This window comes from Mesorhizobium sp. M8A.F.Ca.ET.208.01.1.1 (genome assembly GCF_004791315.1).
Taxonomy (GTDB): domain Bacteria; phylum Pseudomonadota; class Alphaproteobacteria; order Rhizobiales; family Rhizobiaceae; genus Mesorhizobium.
Genome location: NZ_SRUT01000001.1, coordinates 416862 through 434508, shown reverse-complemented (window position 1 = coordinate 434508; position 17647 = coordinate 416862). Strand labels below are relative to the sequence as shown.

Sequence of the window (17647 nt, the reverse complement as noted above, 5' to 3'; positions counted from 1 at the left end):
CAGGGTGGCGAAGGCTCAGACCAGCGTTTCGGCGAACAAATCCGTCAATCGCTTCCAATGCCGCTCGGCACCGGCTGCATTGAAGACACTATGGTCGGGCACACACCAGCCATGCGCCATGCCGACATAATTCTCGATCGTGTGGTCGACTTCAGCATTCCGCAGCGCCTCTTCCAGCCTCGTCGACTGTTCCGGCGGAAAGCTCCGGTCGACGCCCGCCATACCGACATAGATGCGCGCCTTGATGGAAGCCGCCTTGCGGTGCGGACTGTCGGCGGCATCGCTGGCGAGGTTGCCGCCATGGAAACTGGCGGCGGCCCGGATCCTGTCGGGATAGGTCGCGGCGGCGTTGAGCGCCCGCGCGCCGCCCATGCAATAGCCGACGACACCAACAGGTCCGGCGATCCTCTCGGCGGCCAGAGCATCGAGGAAGGCGCTGCTGTCGCGGATGGTCATGCCCTGCGTCGTGCCGCCGCTCAGCATCAACAGCAGGGCCTTGGTCTTTGCCTCGGCAAAGGCGGTTTTGGGATCGAACGGGCCATAGGGCGCATAGCGGTAAAAGAGATCGGGCACCAGCACGGCATAGCCATGCCCGGCGAGGCGCTCGGCCATCTGGTCGAGCACCGGACGCGGACCGAAAATATCCATGTAGAGGATGACGCCGGCCCTGGCGGGCGCGGCTGGACGAAACAGCCGTGCCTTCGCCGTGCCGTCCAAGGTCTTGATCTCGATGTCCTGCTTCGTCATTGCGCGCTCCGCCGGTTGCCAGGCGATAGATATCCGCGTCGCCCGCCAGGGCAAGCCGCGACCTCTCGATCGCAGTCAAGTTTCCGTGCGTTCGGAGGAACCCTACAGCCCGGCGAACGCCGCCATGTGGAAAGCCTGGACATGGGCCGGATAGCGATGCTCAGCGCCGTAGGGACAGGCGTTGCGGTCGAGGCAGCCTTCGGCGCGGCAAGGCGCACCATCCGTGCCGCGCACATGCGCCAGGCACGCCTGGTGCGCGAAGCCGTCCACCGAATAGGCGCCAACTGGACAGGATTTCAGGCAGGGTTTTTCGATGCATGCGTCGCAAAGGTGAATCGCTGTGTCAGCTTCGGGGGTCGCGATCTCCCGATCGAACAGCAATGCGCCGCGATAGGCGTGCCAGAGCCCATATTTCGGATGCATCAGGATGCCGAGCGGCGACGGTCTCAGCCCCTCGGCCCGCATCGCCCATCGCTGGAACGGCAGATACGGGCGGTCCGAAGGCGACACAGCACGCGCGCCGAAATCGTCGGCCACGGCGCCGATGACCGCGCGCGACCATGTGTCGAGCGGATTGATGGCGGACGGTGGCTGCTTCTCACGCCACCGCAGGAAGTACGGCCACGGCGCGGCGCCCGCCTGCCCGACCAGCAGCACCGATTTGGCTGGAGCGCCGGAAAATCCGGCTGGCGCCACCTCGTCATCGCCGAGCCTGAAACCACCACGAAGGATCAAGCCGTTGGCGCCAAGCGCGGCCGTGATCTCCTCGATCATGCCGCCCACGCAATCACCCCTTCTTGTCCGGATCGGAGAACGCGCTCCGCCAGACTTCCTTGTGGATGATGTTGGCGACTTTAGCCCCGCCTGACTCGGGCTCCTTTCAGGTGAAGGCGTCGGGCATCGACCCCTTCTTCTTGGCGATGAAGTCCTTCAGGGCTTCGTCGATGCCTTCATCAAGGTGCGGCGCCTCGTAAGCCTCCAGCCAGCGGCGGGCGAGATCGTTAGCACGCTGCGGGGCGGTCTTCTGGCCTTCGGCCAGCCACTGCTCATAGGAGTTGTTGTCGGCGATCGACGAGCGGTAGAAGGCGGTCTGGAAATTGGCCTGGGTATGGTCGCAGCCGAGATAGTGGCTGCCCGGGCCGACCTGGCGGATGGCATCCATCGCCTGGCCGTTTTCCGACAGGTCGACGCCTTCGCAGAATTTCTGCTGCATGCCGAGCTGGTCGATATCCATCATGAATTTTTCATAGCAGGACGCCAGCCCGCCCTCGAGCCAGCCGGCCGAATGCAGCACGAAATTGGTGCCGGCGAGAATGGTCGAGTTCAGCGTGTTGGCGCTTTCATAGGCCGCCTGTGCATCCGGAACCTTGGACGCGCAGAGCGAGCCGCCGGTGCGGAACGGCAGTCCGAGGCGGCGGGCGAGTTGCGCGGCGCCATAGGAAACCAGCGACGGTTCCGGCGTGCCGAAGGTCGGCGCGCCCGACTGCATCGATATCGACGAGGCGAAGGTACCGAACAGCACCGGCGCGCCCGGACGGATCAGCTGCGTGAACGATGCGCCGGCCAGCACTTCGGCCAGGACCTGCGTCAGCGTGCCGGCCACCGTCACCGGGCTCATCGCACCGGCGAGGATGAACGGCGTGACGATGCAGGCCTGGTTATGCCGCGAATAGACTTTCAGGGCGCCAAGCATGGTCTCGTCGAACACCATCGGCGAGTTGGCGTTGATCAGGCTGGTCAGCACCGTGTTGTTCTCGACGAAGTCGTCGCCGAACACCAGCTTGGCCATCGCCACAGTGTCCTCGGCGCGCTCCGGCGCGGTCACCGAACCCATGAACGGCTTGTCGGAATATTTGATGTGTGCGTAGACCATGTCGAGATGGCGCTTGTTGACCGGCACGTCGACCGGCTCGCACACCGTGCCGCCCGAATGGTGGATCGACGGCGCCATATAGGCGAGCTTCACGAAATTCTGGAAATCCTCGATCGTCGCATAGCGCCTGACGCCGTCGAGATCACGCACGAAGGGCGGACCATAGACCGGCGCGAACACGGTCGCATTGCCGCCGATCTGCACCGAGCGCTCCGAATTGCGGGCATGCTGGGTATAGATGGACGGCGCGGTCTTCAGGAGCGAACGGCAGAGCCCCTTGGGAAAATGCACGCGCTCGCCCTTGACGTCGGCGCCGGCCTCTTTCCACAATTGCAGCGCTTCCGCGTCATCGCGAAAAATGATGCCGATCTCTTCCAGCACCGTGTCGGTGTTCTTCTCGATCAGCGCCAGGCCTTCCTCGTTCAGCACCTCGTAGACGTTGATCTTGCGCTTGATGTAGGTGAGCTGGGTGCCGGGGCCGCCGCCGGAACGCGCGGCCCGGCGGGCCGCCGCTCCACCGCTGGCGCCGCGCCCACGCCGCGCGTTGGACGCTTCCTGGTCGACTGCCGCGTGTTCGCTCATGATCGCTCTTCCCTGAATATGGCCTGCCTGACTATGGCCGGTCCGTAACCGTTGCGGCCGCATGGCGCGGCTTTCGCCGGATCGTAGCCATGCACCCTATTCGAAACGGCCCGTCCGCGCCAACGCCTGTCGCAAAATCGACAAGAAATCCGATAGATTTTCCAGTCGCTTTCCTTTTGCGGGAAGTCGCAAATCAGCTATGGATACCCGCCCGTTGCGGGTTAGGTATGAACGCCATTATTTTGTGCCTTGCGACACAGTCGCGATGCCGTGAGGAGCTGGATTAAAATGTCCGACGACGAGATCATCCTTTCTGAACTTTCCGACGACGAGTTGGTGCAGCAGATGCACGACGATCTCTATGACGGGTTGAAGGAAGAGATCGAGGAAGGTACGCGCATCCTGCTCGAGCGCGGCTGGGCTCCTTACAAGGTGCTGACCGAGGCGCTGGTCGAAGGCATGCGTATCGTCGGCGAGGACTTTCGCGACGGCATCCTGTTCGTTCCCGAAGTGCTGCTGTCGGCCAATGCGATGAAGGCCGGCATGTTCATCCTGCGTCCGCTGCTCGCCGCCACCGGCGCGCCCAAGCAGGGCAAGATGGTGATCGGCACCGTCAAGGGCGACATCCACGACATCGGCAAGAACCTCGTCGGCATGATGATGGAAGGCGCGGGCTTCGACGTCATCGACCTCGGCATCAACAACGCTGTCGAGAAGTATCTCGATGCGATCGAGCAGCACCAGCCCGACATCATCGGCATGTCGGCGCTGCTCACCACCACCATGCCCTACATGAAGGTCGTCATCGACACGATGAAGGAAAAGGGCATCCGCGACGACTATGTCGTGCTGGTTGGCGGCGCGCCGCTCAACGAGGAATTCGGCAAGGCCGTCGGCGCCGACGCCTATTGCCGCGACGCGGCGGTGGCGGTCGAGACCGCCAAGGATTTCATGAAGCGCAAGCACAACGTGCGCGCTTCGGCCTGATCCAGGCATCGGGATGACGAAAAAGAAGCCGCGCCTTGCAGCGCGGCTTTTTTGTTCCCAGATGAGGGACGTGGCTGCCGATCAATTGGCGACGGTGTCTTTGACCGCCCTCGCCGTCGATTTGACGTCCTTGCCGACACCCCGAATGGTGTTGGCGCAGGCCGTGAGTGCAAGCGCGCAGGCAAGGATGGCGATCGGCGCAATGCGTAGCAGTTTCATGGACGGTGTCTCCCTCGACAGATAATAGCCCCGCAGCGAAAGCCGGTTCTACTTGGTCAAGACGAAAAAAACCAAACCGAATCAGACAGGCAGGCTGCTCGTCATCGCCTGCGGAATGATTGCGCGTGAGGTATTGGCCGTCAAGGAACAGCTCGGGCTGAGCCACCTGGAATTGACCTGTTTGCCGGCGGAATTTCATTTCTATCCGGACCGCATCGCGCCGGCCATGGACAAGGCCATCGAAAAGGCCAAGGCGGAGGGTTACGAACACATCTTCGTCGGTTATGCCGATTGCGGTACGGGCGGTCTGCTTGACCGCGTGCTGGAAAAGCATGGCGTCGAGCGCATGGCCGGCCCGCATTGCTTCGCCTTCTACCAAGGCATGGACGCCTATGCGAAGGTCGCCGACGACGACATGATGTCTTTCTACATGACCGACTTCCTGTGCCGTCAGTTCGATGCCTTCTTCATGAAGCCGCTCGGCCTGGACAAGCATCCGGAGCTGATCAAGGACTATTTCGGCAACTACGAGAGACTGATCTATCTGGCGCAGACCGATGATCCTGAGCTCGACAAGGTTGCGGAAAAAGCCGCCGCCCTGCTCGGCCTCGCCTACGAGCGCCGCTCGACCGGTTACGGCGATCTGACGCCGGAGCTAGCGCGGATCGCATCGAACGCCTGACGGCTTCAGGCAGCTTCTTCCGCCGCCAGCGCCGTCAGCACATCGGCAAAGCTCGTCCTGCAGACAAAACCCAGCCTGTCCCTAGCCCGCGATGCGTCATAGACCCGGTCGATCGAGGAAAACATCGTCCAGCCCTTGCGCGCATAAAGGGCGGGAAATTCGGGATAATAACGCGCCACGATCGATGGAGCGTCGGCGATCAAGTCCGCGCAATCATCGGGCTGGAACGGCGTTGGCGCACAGGCGATGAAGATGTCGAAGCCGAGCTCCGGCGCCTTCTCCAATGCCGCGACATGCGCCCGCGCCGCGTCGTCCACCGTCAGCCGCCGAAACAGCAGTTCGTTCGCCTTGGTGTTGGCGTCCGACTGTTCGATCGCATGCGCCATGTCGTCGGCTTCGGGAAAGAAGCGGGCCGTGCGGAGCACAACCACCGGCAGGCCATGCTGAAGATGGTAGAGGCGGCAAAGATGTTCGGCCGAGAGCTTGGTCAGGCCATAGATGTTGCGCGGCTCGGGCGACATCGCTTCCGTCAGCCACGCCGCCCTGCGCGCACCGCCCTTGAAGCCGTCGCGTATCGCCTGCGAGATCATCAGCGAGGTTGTGGACGTAAAGACGAAGCGTTGCACATTGGCCGCCACCGCCGCATCGAGCAGGTTTAGCGTGCCTTGCACGTTGGTCGCGATGAAATCGCTGTTGGCATGGCTTTCTATGTTGGGCTTGTGCAGCGCGCCGCTGTGAATGATGGCCTCGATCCGGTTTTCCCCAACGGCGCGCATGACGAGGTCACGGTCGGCAATCGAACCGACGATCCGCGTTTCGGCCGACGGAACGGGATCGAGGCCGGTGACGTCATGTCCAAGCCCACGCAGGAGCGGCGCCAACGCGCTTCCCAGCCAACCCGATGACCCCGTAAGCAAGATTCGCATTCGTCACACCATGAATTTCGACCGTGACGCTGTTAAGCACGGATGACAGGCGCCAGCGACCCGGTAAGTTATGCACCAGGCGGCAGCGGCGCCGTTCCAGACAAAACAGGGAATCCTTCGATGAACCTCCGCCCCTTGCTTGCCGTTGTCGGCCTGCTCTGCTGCACCTTGCCCACCCTTGCCGACGGTCAAGTGCAGAAACTGATCACCGCCGCCGACAAGGCGCGGCTCGACAAATATGGCGACACCCGCAAGGCGGCACTCGCCGAGGCAAAGGCGGGCAACCCCGCAGAGGTCAAGCAGCTCGACGCGCTGCTGGCCAAGCCGCTGGTCGCCTTCTCCGACAAGGATCTCACCGGCAACTGGCGGTGCCGTACGATCAAGGTCGGCGGACTGAGCCCGCTCGTCATCTATGGCTGGTTCAAATGCAGGGTCACCGATGATGGCTCCGGCTGGCGGCTGGAAAAGATCAGCGGTTCGCAGCGCACCCAGGGCCGCTTCTTCGACGATGGCGACAAGCGCTCGATCTATCTTGGCTCCGGCTCCGTCAACGACGACCGGGCAAAGCCCTATGGCAGCGGTCCGCAGACCGATCAGGCCGGTTACGCCTTCCGCAACAGCGCCAAGGAATGGCGCATCGAATTCCCCGCGCCATATTACGAATCGAAGCTCGACATCATGGAGTTCAAACGCTGACCGGTCTTCATGCCCTGGTAAGGCTTCCGGCATACCAAGGATTAACCCGCCTGCCCTAAGGTCCGGCCACGTCAGCCGGTCCTTGGAGCATGACAAGATCAATGGCAGCGTCGGAATCCAATCCGCGACCGATTGTAGTCGTCACCGGCGGCGGTGCGCATGTCTGGGCCATGATCAACGATCTCGCCGACCGCGTCGGCCCTGTCAGCGTCGTCCTCGAAATCCCTGAATCTAAAAAGCAATTGCTGCGTGGCCGCGCCCGACGCCAGGGCTGGATCTCCGCCATGGGCCAGCTCGGCACCATGGTGCTGAGCAGGCTTGGCAAACGGCTCAACGTCAAACATGCCGCCCGGTTGATTGCCGAGGAGAAGCTTGAAACGGAGCCTCGGCAAGGCCAGGTCGTCGTCCATGTGGAATCCGCCAACGGGCCGGAATGCCTGCAGGCGATCGAGACGATCAAGCCCGGCGTCGTGCTGTTGAACGGGTGCAGGCTGATTTCCAGGGAGATGCTGGCCAAAATGCCTTGCCCGGTACTCAACTATCATGCCGGCATCACGCCGAAATACCGCGGCATGAATGGCGGCTATTGGGCATTGACGTCAGGCGATCCGCAGAATTTCGGCACGACCGTCCATCTGGTCGATGCGGGCGTCGACACCGGCGGCGTGTTGAAGCAGGTGCGCGGCAAGCCCAAACAAGGCGACACCATCTCTAGCTATGCGCTGCGCCAGGCGGCGTTTTCGCGCGACATCTGCGTCGAGGCGGTCAGCGATGCGCTGGCCGGAAAACTCGCAACGTTCGATCCAGGGCTGCCATCGAAACAGTGGTACCACCCAACGATCTGGTTCTACGTCTGGACAGGGCTGAGAACCGGCATCTGGTGACGCATCCAGCCTCGGCAACAGCGCAAACTCGGCCGCCATATTGCTGCATTGACCCCGTCGCGACATGGGTCGCAAACGAATAAACCCACCTTTCATTTTACGACATCCAAATGCGTCGCTTTTGAATGCGCGCGCGTCGTCCCATAACAAGCAGCCTTACGACGCTTGCGGCAATGCTCGGAATATCGAGGAGCGAGAATTCATGGCCGATCTTATCGTCGTCTACTGGCGCGACATCCCTGCCCAGGTCATCGTCAGGAAAGGTCGGCAGAACGCCAAGCGCGAATTGCCGTTGCGCTTCACCGAAGCCATCGACATGTGCGCCATGCGCACCGGCGCCGGTGGCACCGACGACTATCTCGCCGAATGGCGCAAGGCCGAACCGGTTCCGGTCGGTGACGATCTCGAAGCCGAGGTCGAAAAGGCTTTCCACGAGCTCGACGCGAAATACGACCGCGAGCGGCTGGTCGCTCTGGTCAAGGCGGGCGGGAAAGAAAATGTCTGACGAGAACCCGACGGTTACCCAGGCCACGTTGGTCAAGAAGGCTGCGGCGAAATCCGACTACAAGCCGGCCGACGTCTCACCGCAGCGCCGCGTGCAGCGCTCGTTCGCGGTGAGATTATGGTCTGTCCGGCACTCCCGCCTGCTTGAATGGTTTTATGCCCGCTTCGCCGACATGTTCCTGCTGCTGCATCCCTTGTGGAAGGGCATCGGCTATGGCCGCGTCGAGGCCCCGGTGAAATTCATCGAGAAGCGCGTAAAAGGCTTTATGTTCGACTGCCGCATGTGCGGCCAGTGCATCCTGTCCTCCACCGGTATGTCTTGTCCGATGAACTGCCCCAAGCAGTTGCGCAACGGCCCTTGCGGCGGCGTGCGCGCCAACGGCAATTGCGAGGTCGAGCCCAATATGCCCTGCGTCTGGGTCAAGGCCTGGGAAGGTTCGCAGAACATGGTCAACTCCGACAGGATCCTCACCGTGCAGAAGCCGGTCGACCAGTCGCTGCGCGAAACCTCGGCCTGGCTGCGCGTCACCGCGCAGGCGGCGGCAACCCGCGAAGCCGCCGCCGCGCCAAAGACCGGAGCCGCCGCATGACCGGCCGTCAGCGTGACGAGAACCCGGCCGGCATTCACCTGCCGCTCGATCCCCTGCCCGGCCACACCTCGCGCGGCCGGCTGGAGCGCGTGCTGCGGCGCGGCGAATTCGCGGTGACCACCGAGCTCAACCCACCCGACAGCGCCGATCCCGAGGATGTCTACAACAGGGCGAAGATCTTCGACGGCTGGGTCGACGCCATCAACGCTGTCGATGCGTCCGGCGCCAACTGCCACATGTCGTCGGTTGGTATTTGCGCGCTGCTGACCCGCATGGGCTACGCACCGATCATGCAGATCGCCTGCCGCGACAAGAACCGCATCGCCATCCAGGGCGACGTGCTGGGCGGCGCTGCGATGGGCGTCGCCAACATGCTGTGCCTGACCGGCGACGGTGTGCAGGCCGGCGACCAGCCGGGCGCCAAGCCGGTGTTCGATCTCGATTCCATGTCGCTGCTGGAGACCTGCCGCATCATGCGTGACAACGGCAAGTTTCTGTCCGGCCGCAAGCTGACGACGCCGCCGCAGCTGTTCCTGGGCGCTGCCGTCAACCCGTTCGCGCCGCCCTTCGACTTTCGCCCGATCCATCTCGGCAAGAAGATCGCCGCCGGTGCGCAGTTCGTGCAGACGCAGTATTGCTTCGATGTGCCGATGTTCAAGACCTTCATGCAGAAGGCGCGCGATCTCGGCCACACCGAGAAAGTGTTCATCCTGTGCGGCGTCGGCCCCTTGGCCTCGGCCAAGACGGCAAAATGGATCCGCTCCAACGTGCCGGGCATCCATATTCCGGATGCCGTCATCAAGCGGCTGGAAGGCGCCCAGGACCAGAAGAAGGAAGGCAAGCAGCTCTGCACCGACATCATCAACGAGGTGAAGGAAATTCCCGGTGTCTCGGGCATCCATGTGATGGCCTATCGCCAGGAGGAATATGTCGCCGAGATCGTCGATGAATCGGGCGTGCTGAAGGGCCGCCAGCCATGGAAGCGTGAAATCCGCCGCGACGACCAGATGGTCGCCGACCGGCTGGACCGCATCCTGCACGAAGATATTACAGAAACCCAGGTGGACATGGTGAAGACCGCGCATTGACCCGCGCGGAACGCACCATTCGCTTGATCGACAAGAGATAACGATATAAAGAACTCTTTATATCACGACGGAGAGATTTCATGACCCGGACCATCGTCGCCTCGGCGACACGAGAAATCATCATCGGCTTCGACCAGCCCTTCTGCGTGATTGGCGAGCGCATCAACCCGACGGGGCGCAAGAAGCTCGCCGCCGAGATGGTGGTTGGCAATTTCGAGACCGTCATCAAGGACGCGCTGGAGCAGGCCGCCTGCGGCGCCACCATGCTCGACGTCAATGCCGGCGTCACCTCGGTCAACCCGAACGAAACCGAACCTGGTCTTTTGGTGCAGACGCTGGAAATCGTCCAGGGCCTGGTCGATCTGCCGCTGTCGATCGACAGTTCCGTCACCGCAGCGATCGAGGCGGCGCTGAAGGTCGCCAAGGGCCGGCCGCTGGTCAACTCCGTTACCGGCGAGGAAGAAAAGCTCGAGGCCATCCTGCCGCTGGTCAAGAAATACAACGTGCCCGTCGTTGCCATCTCCAATGACGAGACCGGCATTTCGATGGATCCGGACGTCCGCTTCGCCGTCGCCAAGAAGATCGTGCAGCGCTGCGCCGATTTCGGCATTCCCGCGCACGACGTCGTCGTCGACCCGCTGGTCATGCCGATCGGTGCGCTTGGCGATGCCGGCCGCCAGGTGTTCGCGCTCTTGCGCCGCCTGCGCGAGGAGCTCAAGGTCAACACCACTTGCGGCCTCTCCAACATCTCCTTCGGCCTACCGCACCGCCATGGCATCAACGCCGCCTTCATCCCGATGGTGATCGGCGCCGGCATGACCTCGGCGATCATGAACCCGGTGCGCCCGCAGGAAATGGAAGCCGTGCGCGGCGCCAACGTGCTCAACGGCACCGACGAGAACTGCACCAACTGGATCCGCACCTACAAGGACTACAAGCCGGCCGAAGGCGGCCACCCGGTGGCGGCGCCGACAGCGGTCAATGCACCGGGCGAAGGCGGCGGCAATGGCGGCCGCCGGCGCGGTGGCCGTGAAGCCCGGATGGGCCGGGGATAAGCGCGCAATCGTGAATTCACCTGCAAACATTACCGATCCGCTCGTGCTGTTCATGCCGTCAGGCAAGCGCGGGCGGTTCCCTGTCGGCACGCCAGTGCTCGACGCCGCGCGTCAGCTCGGCGTCTATGTCGAAAGCGTGTGCGGCGGGCGCGCCACGTGCGGGCGCTGCCAGATCGAGGTGCAGGAAGGCAATTTCGCCAAGCACAAGATCACCTCCTCAAACGACCACATCTCGCCCAAAGGCCCCAAGGAAGAGCGCTACGAGCGTGTGCGCGGCCTGCCCGAACGGCGCCGCCTCTCCTGCTCGGCGCAGATCCTCGGCGATCTCGTCATCGACGTGCCGCAGGATACAGTCATCAATGCGCAGACCATCCGCAAGGATGCCGACACCAGGGTGATCGCCCGCGATACGGCGATCCGCATGTGCTATGTCGAGATCGAAGAGCCCGACATGCACAAGCCGCTGGGCGATCTCGACCGGCTCAAGATCGCGCTGATGAAGGACTGGGGTTTAAAAAACCTCGAATTCGACTTCTATCTGCTGCCGCAGGTGCAAGGCATATTGCGCAAGGGCAACTGGACCGCGACAGCGGCCATCCACAAGGATGCCGACAGCGACATAGCGCGCGTCATCGCGCTGTGGCCAGGCCTCAAGAACGAGGCCTATGGCCTGGCCTGCGACATCGGCTCGACCACGATCGCCATGCATCTGGTGTCGCTGCTGTCGGGCCGCGTCGCCGCCTCTTCGGGTACGTCGAACCCGCAGATCCGCTTCGGCGAGGATCTGATGAGCCGCGTCTCCTATGTGATGATGAACCCGGACGGCCGCGAAGGCATGACGGTTGCGGTCCGCGAGGCGATCTCCAGCCTCGTCGACAAGGTCTGCGCCGAAGGCAACGTCCAGCGCAACGACATCCTGGATTCCGTCTTCGTCGGCAATCCGATCATGCATCATTTGTTCCTCGGCATCGATCCGACCGAGCTTGGTGGCGCGCCCTTCGCACTCGCGGTCTCCGGCGCGGTCCGCATCAAGGCATCCGATATCGGCCTCAAGCTCAACCAGGGCGCGCGCCTCTATATGCTGCCTTGCATCGCCGGCCATGTCGGCGCCGATGCGGCGGCGGTGACGCTGTCGGAAGGCCCGCATCGCCAGGACGAGATGATGTTGATCGTCGATGTCGGCACCAATGCCGAGATCGTACTCGGCAATCGCGCGCGTGTCGTGGCTGCCTCCTCGCCCACCGGTCCGGCCTTCGAAGGCGCCGAAATCTCCGGCGGCCAGCGGGCAGCGCCTGGCGCCATCGAGCGCGTGCGCATCGATCCCGACACGCTGGAGCCGAAATACCGCGTCATCGGCTCGGAATTGTGGTCCGACGAACCCGGCTTCCTCGACAGCGTGCAGGCGACCGGCGTCACCGGCATCTGCGGCTCCGGCATCATCGAGATCGTTGCCGAAATGTATCTCGCCGGCATTATCTCGGAGGATGGTGTCGTCGACGGTTCGCTTGCCGCGCGCTCGCCGCGCGTCGTCGCCAACGGCCGCACCTTCTCCTACGTGCTGAAGGAAGGCGAACCCAAGATCACCATCACCCAGACCGACGTGCGCGCCATCCAGCTTGCCAAGGCCGCACTTTATGCCGGCACCAAGCTGTTGATGGAAAAACAGAACACCGAGCATGTCGACCGCATCCATTTCGCCGGCGCCTTCGGCTCCTTCATCGATCCGAAATACGCCATGGTGCTCGGCCTGATCCCCGACTGCGATCTCGACAAGGTCTCGGCCGTCGGTAACGCCGCCGGTGCGGGCGCGCGGATGGCGCTGCTCAATCGCGGCTACCGCCGCGAGATCGAGGAGACGGTGAGCCAGATCGAGAAGATCGAGACAGCGCTGGAACCGAAATTCCAGGAGCATTTCGTCTACGCCATGGCGCTGCCCAACAAGGTCGATCCGTTCCCGAAACTGTCGGCGGCGGTGAAACTGCCGCCACGCAAGACGGTGAGCGATGAGGGCATCGCCGGCGACGCCGCGCCGCGCCGGCGCTCGCGCGAGGGCCACGCGGCACGGCGCAGCCGCGAATAGGCCCGCCGGCCCCTCCCTCGATTTCATTTGTATGCAAATGTTTCCGGATCGAACCGATCCGGAAACCGAAACGCTGCTTCCGCGAAATCCATCCGATACATGGCAGGCGCATTTACCCCGCATCGAACGGCGGCCGAGGATAGTCCTTGGCCACGGCCGTTCTTCAAGGGAGATGAAAATGTCGATGTTCGAAAATCTCGGCCGCTTCGGTGTGACCATCAGGCAAGCCCATGCCAGGAACAAGGCGATCCGCGCGCTGAACAGCTTGCCGGCGCATGTCCAGAAGGACATCGGCTGGCCGGCATCGCCGCCGAACGATCCGCAGGTGACGCTCGCCTCGCTGCTTCTGGGTACGACGCGCTGATGACGTTCGCCGACAAATGCAAATTGCTCGGCATCCGCCGGGGATCTCGCACATCCCCGGTGGCCACCAGCAACCGATTGCGCGCGGCGCTTTTGCCGCGGCGCCGACGACAGCGCGCGGATCACACCAGCGTGTGGGCACAGCGTAAATCTTGACATTTTCGGCCAAGGCACGATCTTCGCTTGGAGGGGGAATTCTCTTAGTCGGCTGCCGCCGAAGTTCGTGTCTCCGCATGCCAAGTTTGAAAAGCCACGTCGTATCCTTCGTGCTCAGGCACAGCCGCAAGCAGGCCTTTTCCAGCCCGGAAAACCTGCGGCGCTGGATCGCGGCCGCGCGCAAAACCGAGGATCACCATCCACCGGCCGCGCTGCAGCAGCGTTACGACATCCAGACGCGCAGCGTGGACGGTTTCCCGGTCTACGAAATCGCCCCCCGGGCCGGAGAGCACAAGCGAATTCTCTACCTGCACGGCGGCGCCTATGTCTTTGAGATCACGCCCTATCACTGGTATCTGATCGCCGACATGGCCGACCGGCTGGGCTACGGCATCACCGTGCCGATCTATCCCATCGCACCGGAACACGATTTCCACGCCATGTTCGGCATGGTCGGCAATGTCTATCGCCAGATGATCGAGGAGACGGAGGCGGAAGAGATCATCTTCATGGGCGATTCCGCGGGTGGCAACATGGCGGTGGTACTGACCATGATGGCGGCGGAAGAGGGCCTGCCCCTACCCTCGCGCCATGTGCTGATTTCACCCGGGCTCGACGTCTCGCTCGCAAACCCCGAAGTGTTCGAGGCGGAGCGAAACGACCCATGGTTGGGCATTGCCGGTGGGCGGGAGGCAATCCGGCTCTATAGTGCCGGCATGGATCCGGCAGACTGGCGCATCAGCCCGGTCTATGGCGATCTGTCGGTGTTGCCGAAGACATTGCTCCTGACGGGCTCCCGCGATCTTCTCACACCCGACAATCTGATCTTCGCACAAAAAGCCCGCGCCGCCGGTGTCGAGGTGGAGCTGGTCTACGAGGAAGGCATGTTCCACGTCTGGCCGCTGATTGACATGCCCGAAGCGCGGCGCGCGCGCCAACACATCGTTGCTTTCCTCAACGAGAGCCCTTCGCCGATCGTTCAAGGCACGGCGGCAAGGTTCAAGGCGCCCTCCGCGGAGGCTGCGGAGCAGCGCCTCCAGTCCGGGTATCCCGGATAATCAGAACTTGCCGGTTTCCCGGAACACTTCGAAGGTCGCGCGGATGTGGTCGGCGACGGCCTTGACCGGCGCGCTGGCGTCCGGCGCCACCACCATGGCAAGATTGTAAGTGCCGATATCGGGCATGCCGTCCTTCGGGCAGAGTTCGACCATGTCATTGCCGAGGAACGAACGCGGCAGCGGCGCGACCGCGAGGTCGGCCATGATGGCGGCGCGCTGGCCGGCCGTATGGGCGCTCATGTAAGCGACGCGGTAATTGCGGCCCTCGCGGCCCAATGCCTCGAGCGCACCGGCCCGCCAGGCGCAGCCTTCTTCCCAAAGCGAAACCGGCAAAGGTTCGCGCAGATGCGCACAGCCACCCTTGGCGCCGGCCCACACGATCGGCTCGGTCAAAAGCACCTCGGCGCCGAGCGCGCTGGTCTTGTACGAGTTCGTCAACAGCGTGATGTCGAGCGCCCGGTCGTCCATGCGGCGGCGCAGATTGCTGCTCTGGTCGATGGTGACGTCGACGGCGATCGAGGGATGCGACTGCGCGAAACGTTTCAGCACATGCGGCAGCACGCGCTCGCCATAGTCATCGGGGGAGCCCAGCCGCACAACGCCGACAATATCGGGGATGATGAACTTCGACACCACCTCGCGGTTGATCGACAAAAGCCGGCGGGCATAACCGAGCAGCATTTCGCCGTCCGTGGTCAGCGTTACCGAACGCGCATCGCGCGCGAACACCGAGCGGCCGAGAATATCCTCCAGCTTCTTGATCTGCATGGAGACGGCCGACGGCGTGCGGAACACCGCATTGGCCGCAGTGGTGAAACTGCCGGTCTCGGCAATCGCCACGAAAGTGCGCAAAACGTCGAGGTCGAGCAGCGGCAGCGGATGATTGAGTGGGGCGTTCATGGCGATCAGCCTTCAATTTTTCTGATACAAAGCATCATTCCATTTCGTTTGATTGAACATCAGATCAGGAGCATAGTCAACTCCATCGAAGCAGCATGCTGCCAAAAGCGGTCACCAAACGACCACGGCGCAGACCTGCATTCGGCATGAAATGAAGCTGAAACAGACCTGACGTAACGCATTGCCGGCGCCTCCCGCGCCGCTGCAAAGGAGATCGAAATGTCTATCCTGTCGTCCCTCGGCCGCATCGCGACCGAATTCAACGCGGCCCGCGCCCGCTACCAGACCGAACGCGCCATCCGTTCCCTGCCGATCGAGTTGCAGAAAGATATCGGCTGGCCGGAAGCTTCCGACGCCAAGACCGGCATTCGCAATGGCGTCGGATCCTGGGCTGGAGCAAAGTAGATCGTGTGTACCCCGTGCTGAAGGCCTGCCGCGCAAACCGCCCGGCAGGCCTTCTCTATTTTATTTGTATTCAAACGAATTCAGGAGCCATGCCGCCGCTGCATGGCGCATATGAGCAAGCCGCATAGCAGCTCGTTTTTGAAGCTAACCGTCTGTAAATATTCGTAAAAATTGGGCACGACGGCTTCACTCTGCCCAAATTTGTCGCATTTGGTGTCGCTTTTCATATCAAGCGCTTCGCTTTTGCGATTTAGTTTCCGCTCACACAAGCCTATATCACCGTCAGCAAACGAGCTGCCCCACTCCATCAAGCGAAGGCGACCCGTCTGAGCAACCGATTGGAGATGATCATGAAGCTTTTTGCCCGCCTCTTCGCCCGCCGCGAAATGAACCTGACCACGGCGCTCGAGCGTCAGCGCCTCGCCAAGACCATGCCTGGCCAGACCGGCGCCATGGCTGCGGCGCGCCTCGGCTTCGTCGCCTGAATAAGACTAGTTCCAGGAAAATCGTGTAACGGTTTTCCGTTCGGGACTGCATAGAAACACAAAATACCTCCAGAGCCGCGCTCCCCTGCCACGGCTTCAGAGTTGACTGCCGCCGCTTCGGTCCGCCGAGGCGGCGTTTATTTTGTTGCGCTTCCATCGTCTTTACACAACCTGACGGTGGCCTGGTTTGAGCAGCACCGCGCGGCGATTGCCCATTTGCGACCCATGTCGCAAATTTAATCTTGCCAAAGCCACCTAGCCGATTGACAGGAATGGTTTTTCCTGATGACGCTATGCTATTCGCGACATCCTGTTCGCGTCATGGCCAGATGAGGTTCCCCGTGAACGCCGTCAAGCATCCGATCAAGCGGTCGTTTGTGTTCTTCCTTGTTCCCGATTTCACCATGATCGCTTTTGCGACCGCGCTGGACCCGCTGCGCTCCGCCAATCGGATGCTCGGTTACGAGGCCTATCGCTGGCGCCTTGCCAGCATCGACGGCAAGCCGGTGCGCGCCTCCAACGGCGTCGAATGCGCCGTCAACACCTCGCTGGAAGAGGAACGCAAGAAGATGGCGGGGCCGGATCGTCCCAACATGGCCATCGTCTGCAGCGGCATCAATGTCGAACGCTACCAGAACAAGTCGGCCTTTGCCTGGCTGCGTGAGGAATACAATCGCGGCGTCGCGGTGGGTGGCCTGTGCACCGGTGCGCATATCCTCGCCTCCGCCGGGCTGTTGTCGAACAAGCGCTGCGCCATCCATTGGGAAAACCTGCCGGGCTTTTCCGAGGCCTTCCCGAAAGCCAATGTCTTTGCCGACCTGTTCGAGATCGACCAGAACATCTACACCTGCGCCGGCGGAACCGCCGCGCTCGACATGATGCTGAAGCTGATCGGCGACGACTTCGACGAGAACCTCGTCAACCGCGTCTGCGAGCAGGTGCTGACCGACCGCGTGCGCAGCCCGACCGACCGCCAGCGCCTGCCGCTGCGCGCCCGGCTTGGTGTGCAGAACTCGAAAGTGCTGACCATCATCGAACTGATGGAGGCCAATCTGTCCGAGCCGCTGTCGCTGATCGAGATCGCCGACCATGTCGACCTGTCGCGCCGCCAGATAGAGCGCCTGTTCCGAACCGAGATGGGACGCTCCCCTGCCCGCTACTATCTCGAAATCCGCCTCGACCGCGCAAGGCATCTCTTGATCCAGTCGTCGATGCCGGTGGTCGAGGTGGCGGTCGCCTGCGGCTTCGTCTCGGCCTCGCATTTCTCGAAATGCTACCGCGAACTCTATGCCCGCTCGCCGCAGCAGGAGCGCGTCGACCGCAAGCAATTGCTGGCGGCCTGACCCAAACCATACGCGCGGACGACC

At 62.6% G+C, this 17647-nt stretch carries 20 protein-coding genes; 14 read left to right on the top strand and 6 right to left on the bottom strand.

Annotated features, from left to right (window positions below; translation table 11 throughout):
* Positions 1–15: 15 nt before the first annotated feature.
* The 3 genes from EN851_RS02110 to EN851_RS02100 form a co-directional block, all read right to left on the bottom strand.
* On the bottom strand, positions 16–747 hold the full coding sequence (locus tag EN851_RS02110) for a dienelactone hydrolase family protein (RefSeq protein ID WP_135928428.1): 732 nt from the start codon (positions 745–747) through the stop codon (positions 16–18).
* A 102-nt stretch (positions 748–849) separates the two neighbouring features.
* On the bottom strand, positions 850–1530 hold the full coding sequence (locus EN851_RS02105) for a hypothetical protein (RefSeq protein ID WP_135928427.1): 681 nt from the start codon (positions 1528–1530) through the stop codon (positions 850–852).
* Between the two features lie 97 nt (positions 1531–1627).
* Complete coding sequence (locus tag EN851_RS02100) at positions 1628–3202, bottom strand: trimethylamine methyltransferase family protein (protein WP_127278059.1); 1575 nt, start codon at positions 3200–3202, stop codon at positions 1628–1630.
* Between the two features lie 288 nt (positions 3203–3490).
* Here EN851_RS02100 and EN851_RS02095 point away from each other — a divergent pair, with 288 nt between their 5' ends.
* The gene (locus tag EN851_RS02095; RefSeq protein ID WP_032930649.1) at positions 3491–4189 is read left to right on the top strand and encodes a B12-binding domain-containing protein; all 699 of its coding nucleotides are present in this window, start codon (positions 3491–3493) and stop codon (positions 4187–4189) included.
* Between the two features lie 81 nt (positions 4190–4270).
* On the opposite strand, the gene EN851_RS02090 is transcribed toward EN851_RS02095, so the two are convergent.
* On the bottom strand, positions 4271–4408 hold the full coding sequence (locus tag EN851_RS02090; RefSeq protein ID WP_019858698.1) for an entericidin A/B family lipoprotein: 138 nt from the start codon (positions 4406–4408) through the stop codon (positions 4271–4273).
* A gap of 52 nt (positions 4409–4460) precedes the next feature.
* On the opposite strand from EN851_RS02090, the gene EN851_RS02085 reads away from it, so the two are divergent.
* Complete coding sequence (locus EN851_RS02085; RefSeq protein ID WP_127871523.1) at positions 4461–5090, top strand: DUF1638 domain-containing protein; 630 nt, start codon at positions 4461–4463, stop codon at positions 5088–5090.
* Positions 5091–5095: 5 nt separating this feature from the next.
* Here EN851_RS02085 and EN851_RS02080 read toward each other — a convergent pair whose 3' ends face one another.
* The gene (locus tag EN851_RS02080) at positions 5096–6016 is read right to left on the bottom strand and encodes an NAD(P)-dependent oxidoreductase (protein ID WP_135928426.1); all 921 of its coding nucleotides are present in this window, start codon (positions 6014–6016) and stop codon (positions 5096–5098) included.
* A gap of 120 nt (positions 6017–6136) precedes the next feature.
* On the opposite strand from EN851_RS02080, the gene EN851_RS02075 reads away from it, so the two are divergent.
* From EN851_RS02075 to EN851_RS02035, 9 genes are all read left to right on the top strand, one after another.
* On the top strand, positions 6137–6712 hold the full coding sequence (locus tag EN851_RS02075; protein ID WP_135928425.1) for a DUF4893 domain-containing protein: 576 nt from the start codon (positions 6137–6139) through the stop codon (positions 6710–6712).
* Positions 6713–6813: 101 nt separating this feature from the next.
* Entirely contained in the window at positions 6814–7596 is a 783-nt protein-coding gene (locus EN851_RS02070) for a formyl transferase (protein ID WP_135928424.1), read from the top strand.
* Between the two features lie 202 nt (positions 7597–7798).
* Positions 7799–8101 (top strand): virulence factor, encoded by a 303-nt coding sequence (locus tag EN851_RS02065; RefSeq protein WP_127871527.1) that lies wholly within the window; start codon positions 7799–7801, stop codon positions 8099–8101.
* Positions 8094–8690 carry a methylenetetrahydrofolate reductase C-terminal domain-containing protein gene (locus tag EN851_RS02060; RefSeq protein ID WP_135880615.1) on the top strand — a complete coding sequence of 199 codons (597 nt, stop codon included), beginning with the start codon at positions 8094–8096 and terminating at the stop codon, positions 8688–8690. The genes EN851_RS02065 and EN851_RS02060 overlap by 8 nt, the downstream gene beginning before the upstream one ends.
* Positions 8687–9778, top strand: a complete 1092-nt coding sequence (locus EN851_RS02055) for a methylenetetrahydrofolate reductase (protein ID WP_127278052.1) — start codon at positions 8687–8689, stop codon at positions 9776–9778. Before EN851_RS02060 ends, EN851_RS02055 begins: the two co-directional genes overlap by 4 nt.
* Before the next feature lie 80 nt (positions 9779–9858).
* Positions 9859–10833: a methyltetrahydrofolate cobalamin methyltransferase gene (locus EN851_RS02050; protein ID WP_135866672.1), complete on the top strand. Its 975-nt coding sequence runs from the start codon at positions 9859–9861 to the stop codon at positions 10831–10833.
* Positions 10784–12913 (top strand): ASKHA domain-containing protein, encoded by a 2130-nt coding sequence (locus EN851_RS02045; RefSeq protein WP_135928423.1) that lies wholly within the window; start codon positions 10784–10786, stop codon positions 12911–12913. The genes EN851_RS02050 and EN851_RS02045 overlap by 50 nt, the downstream gene beginning before the upstream one ends.
* Before the next feature lie 178 nt (positions 12914–13091).
* Positions 13092–13277, top strand: coding sequence for a hypothetical protein (locus tag EN851_RS36130; RefSeq protein WP_167531375.1), 186 nt, complete (start codon positions 13092–13094; stop codon positions 13275–13277).
* Between the two features lie 232 nt (positions 13278–13509).
* A complete protein-coding gene (locus EN851_RS02035) occupies positions 13510–14490 on the top strand; it encodes an alpha/beta hydrolase (RefSeq protein WP_127871532.1) in 981 nt (326 codons plus the stop codon).
* Here the strand turns inward: EN851_RS02035 and EN851_RS02030 are convergent, their stop codons facing one another.
* A complete protein-coding gene (locus EN851_RS02030; protein ID WP_015317416.1) occupies positions 14491–15390 on the bottom strand; it encodes a LysR substrate-binding domain-containing protein in 900 nt (299 codons plus the stop codon).
* A 219-nt stretch (positions 15391–15609) separates the two neighbouring features.
* On the opposite strand from EN851_RS02030, the gene EN851_RS02025 reads away from it, so the two are divergent.
* The 3 genes from EN851_RS02025 to EN851_RS02015 all read left to right on the top strand — a co-directional run bounded on the left by EN851_RS02025 (position 15610) and on the right by EN851_RS02015 (position 17623).
* Positions 15610–15795, top strand: coding sequence for a hypothetical protein (locus tag EN851_RS02025; RefSeq protein WP_127280941.1), 186 nt, complete (start codon positions 15610–15612; stop codon positions 15793–15795).
* 350 nt (positions 15796–16145) lie between these two features.
* On the top strand, positions 16146–16280 hold the full coding sequence (locus EN851_RS37660; protein ID WP_127281166.1) for a hypothetical protein: 135 nt from the start codon (positions 16146–16148) through the stop codon (positions 16278–16280).
* 404 nt (positions 16281–16684) lie between these two features.
* Entirely contained in the window at positions 16685–17623 is a 939-nt protein-coding gene (locus EN851_RS02015) for a GlxA family transcriptional regulator (RefSeq protein ID WP_348630721.1), read from the top strand.
* Positions 17624–17647 lie beyond the last annotated feature (24 nt).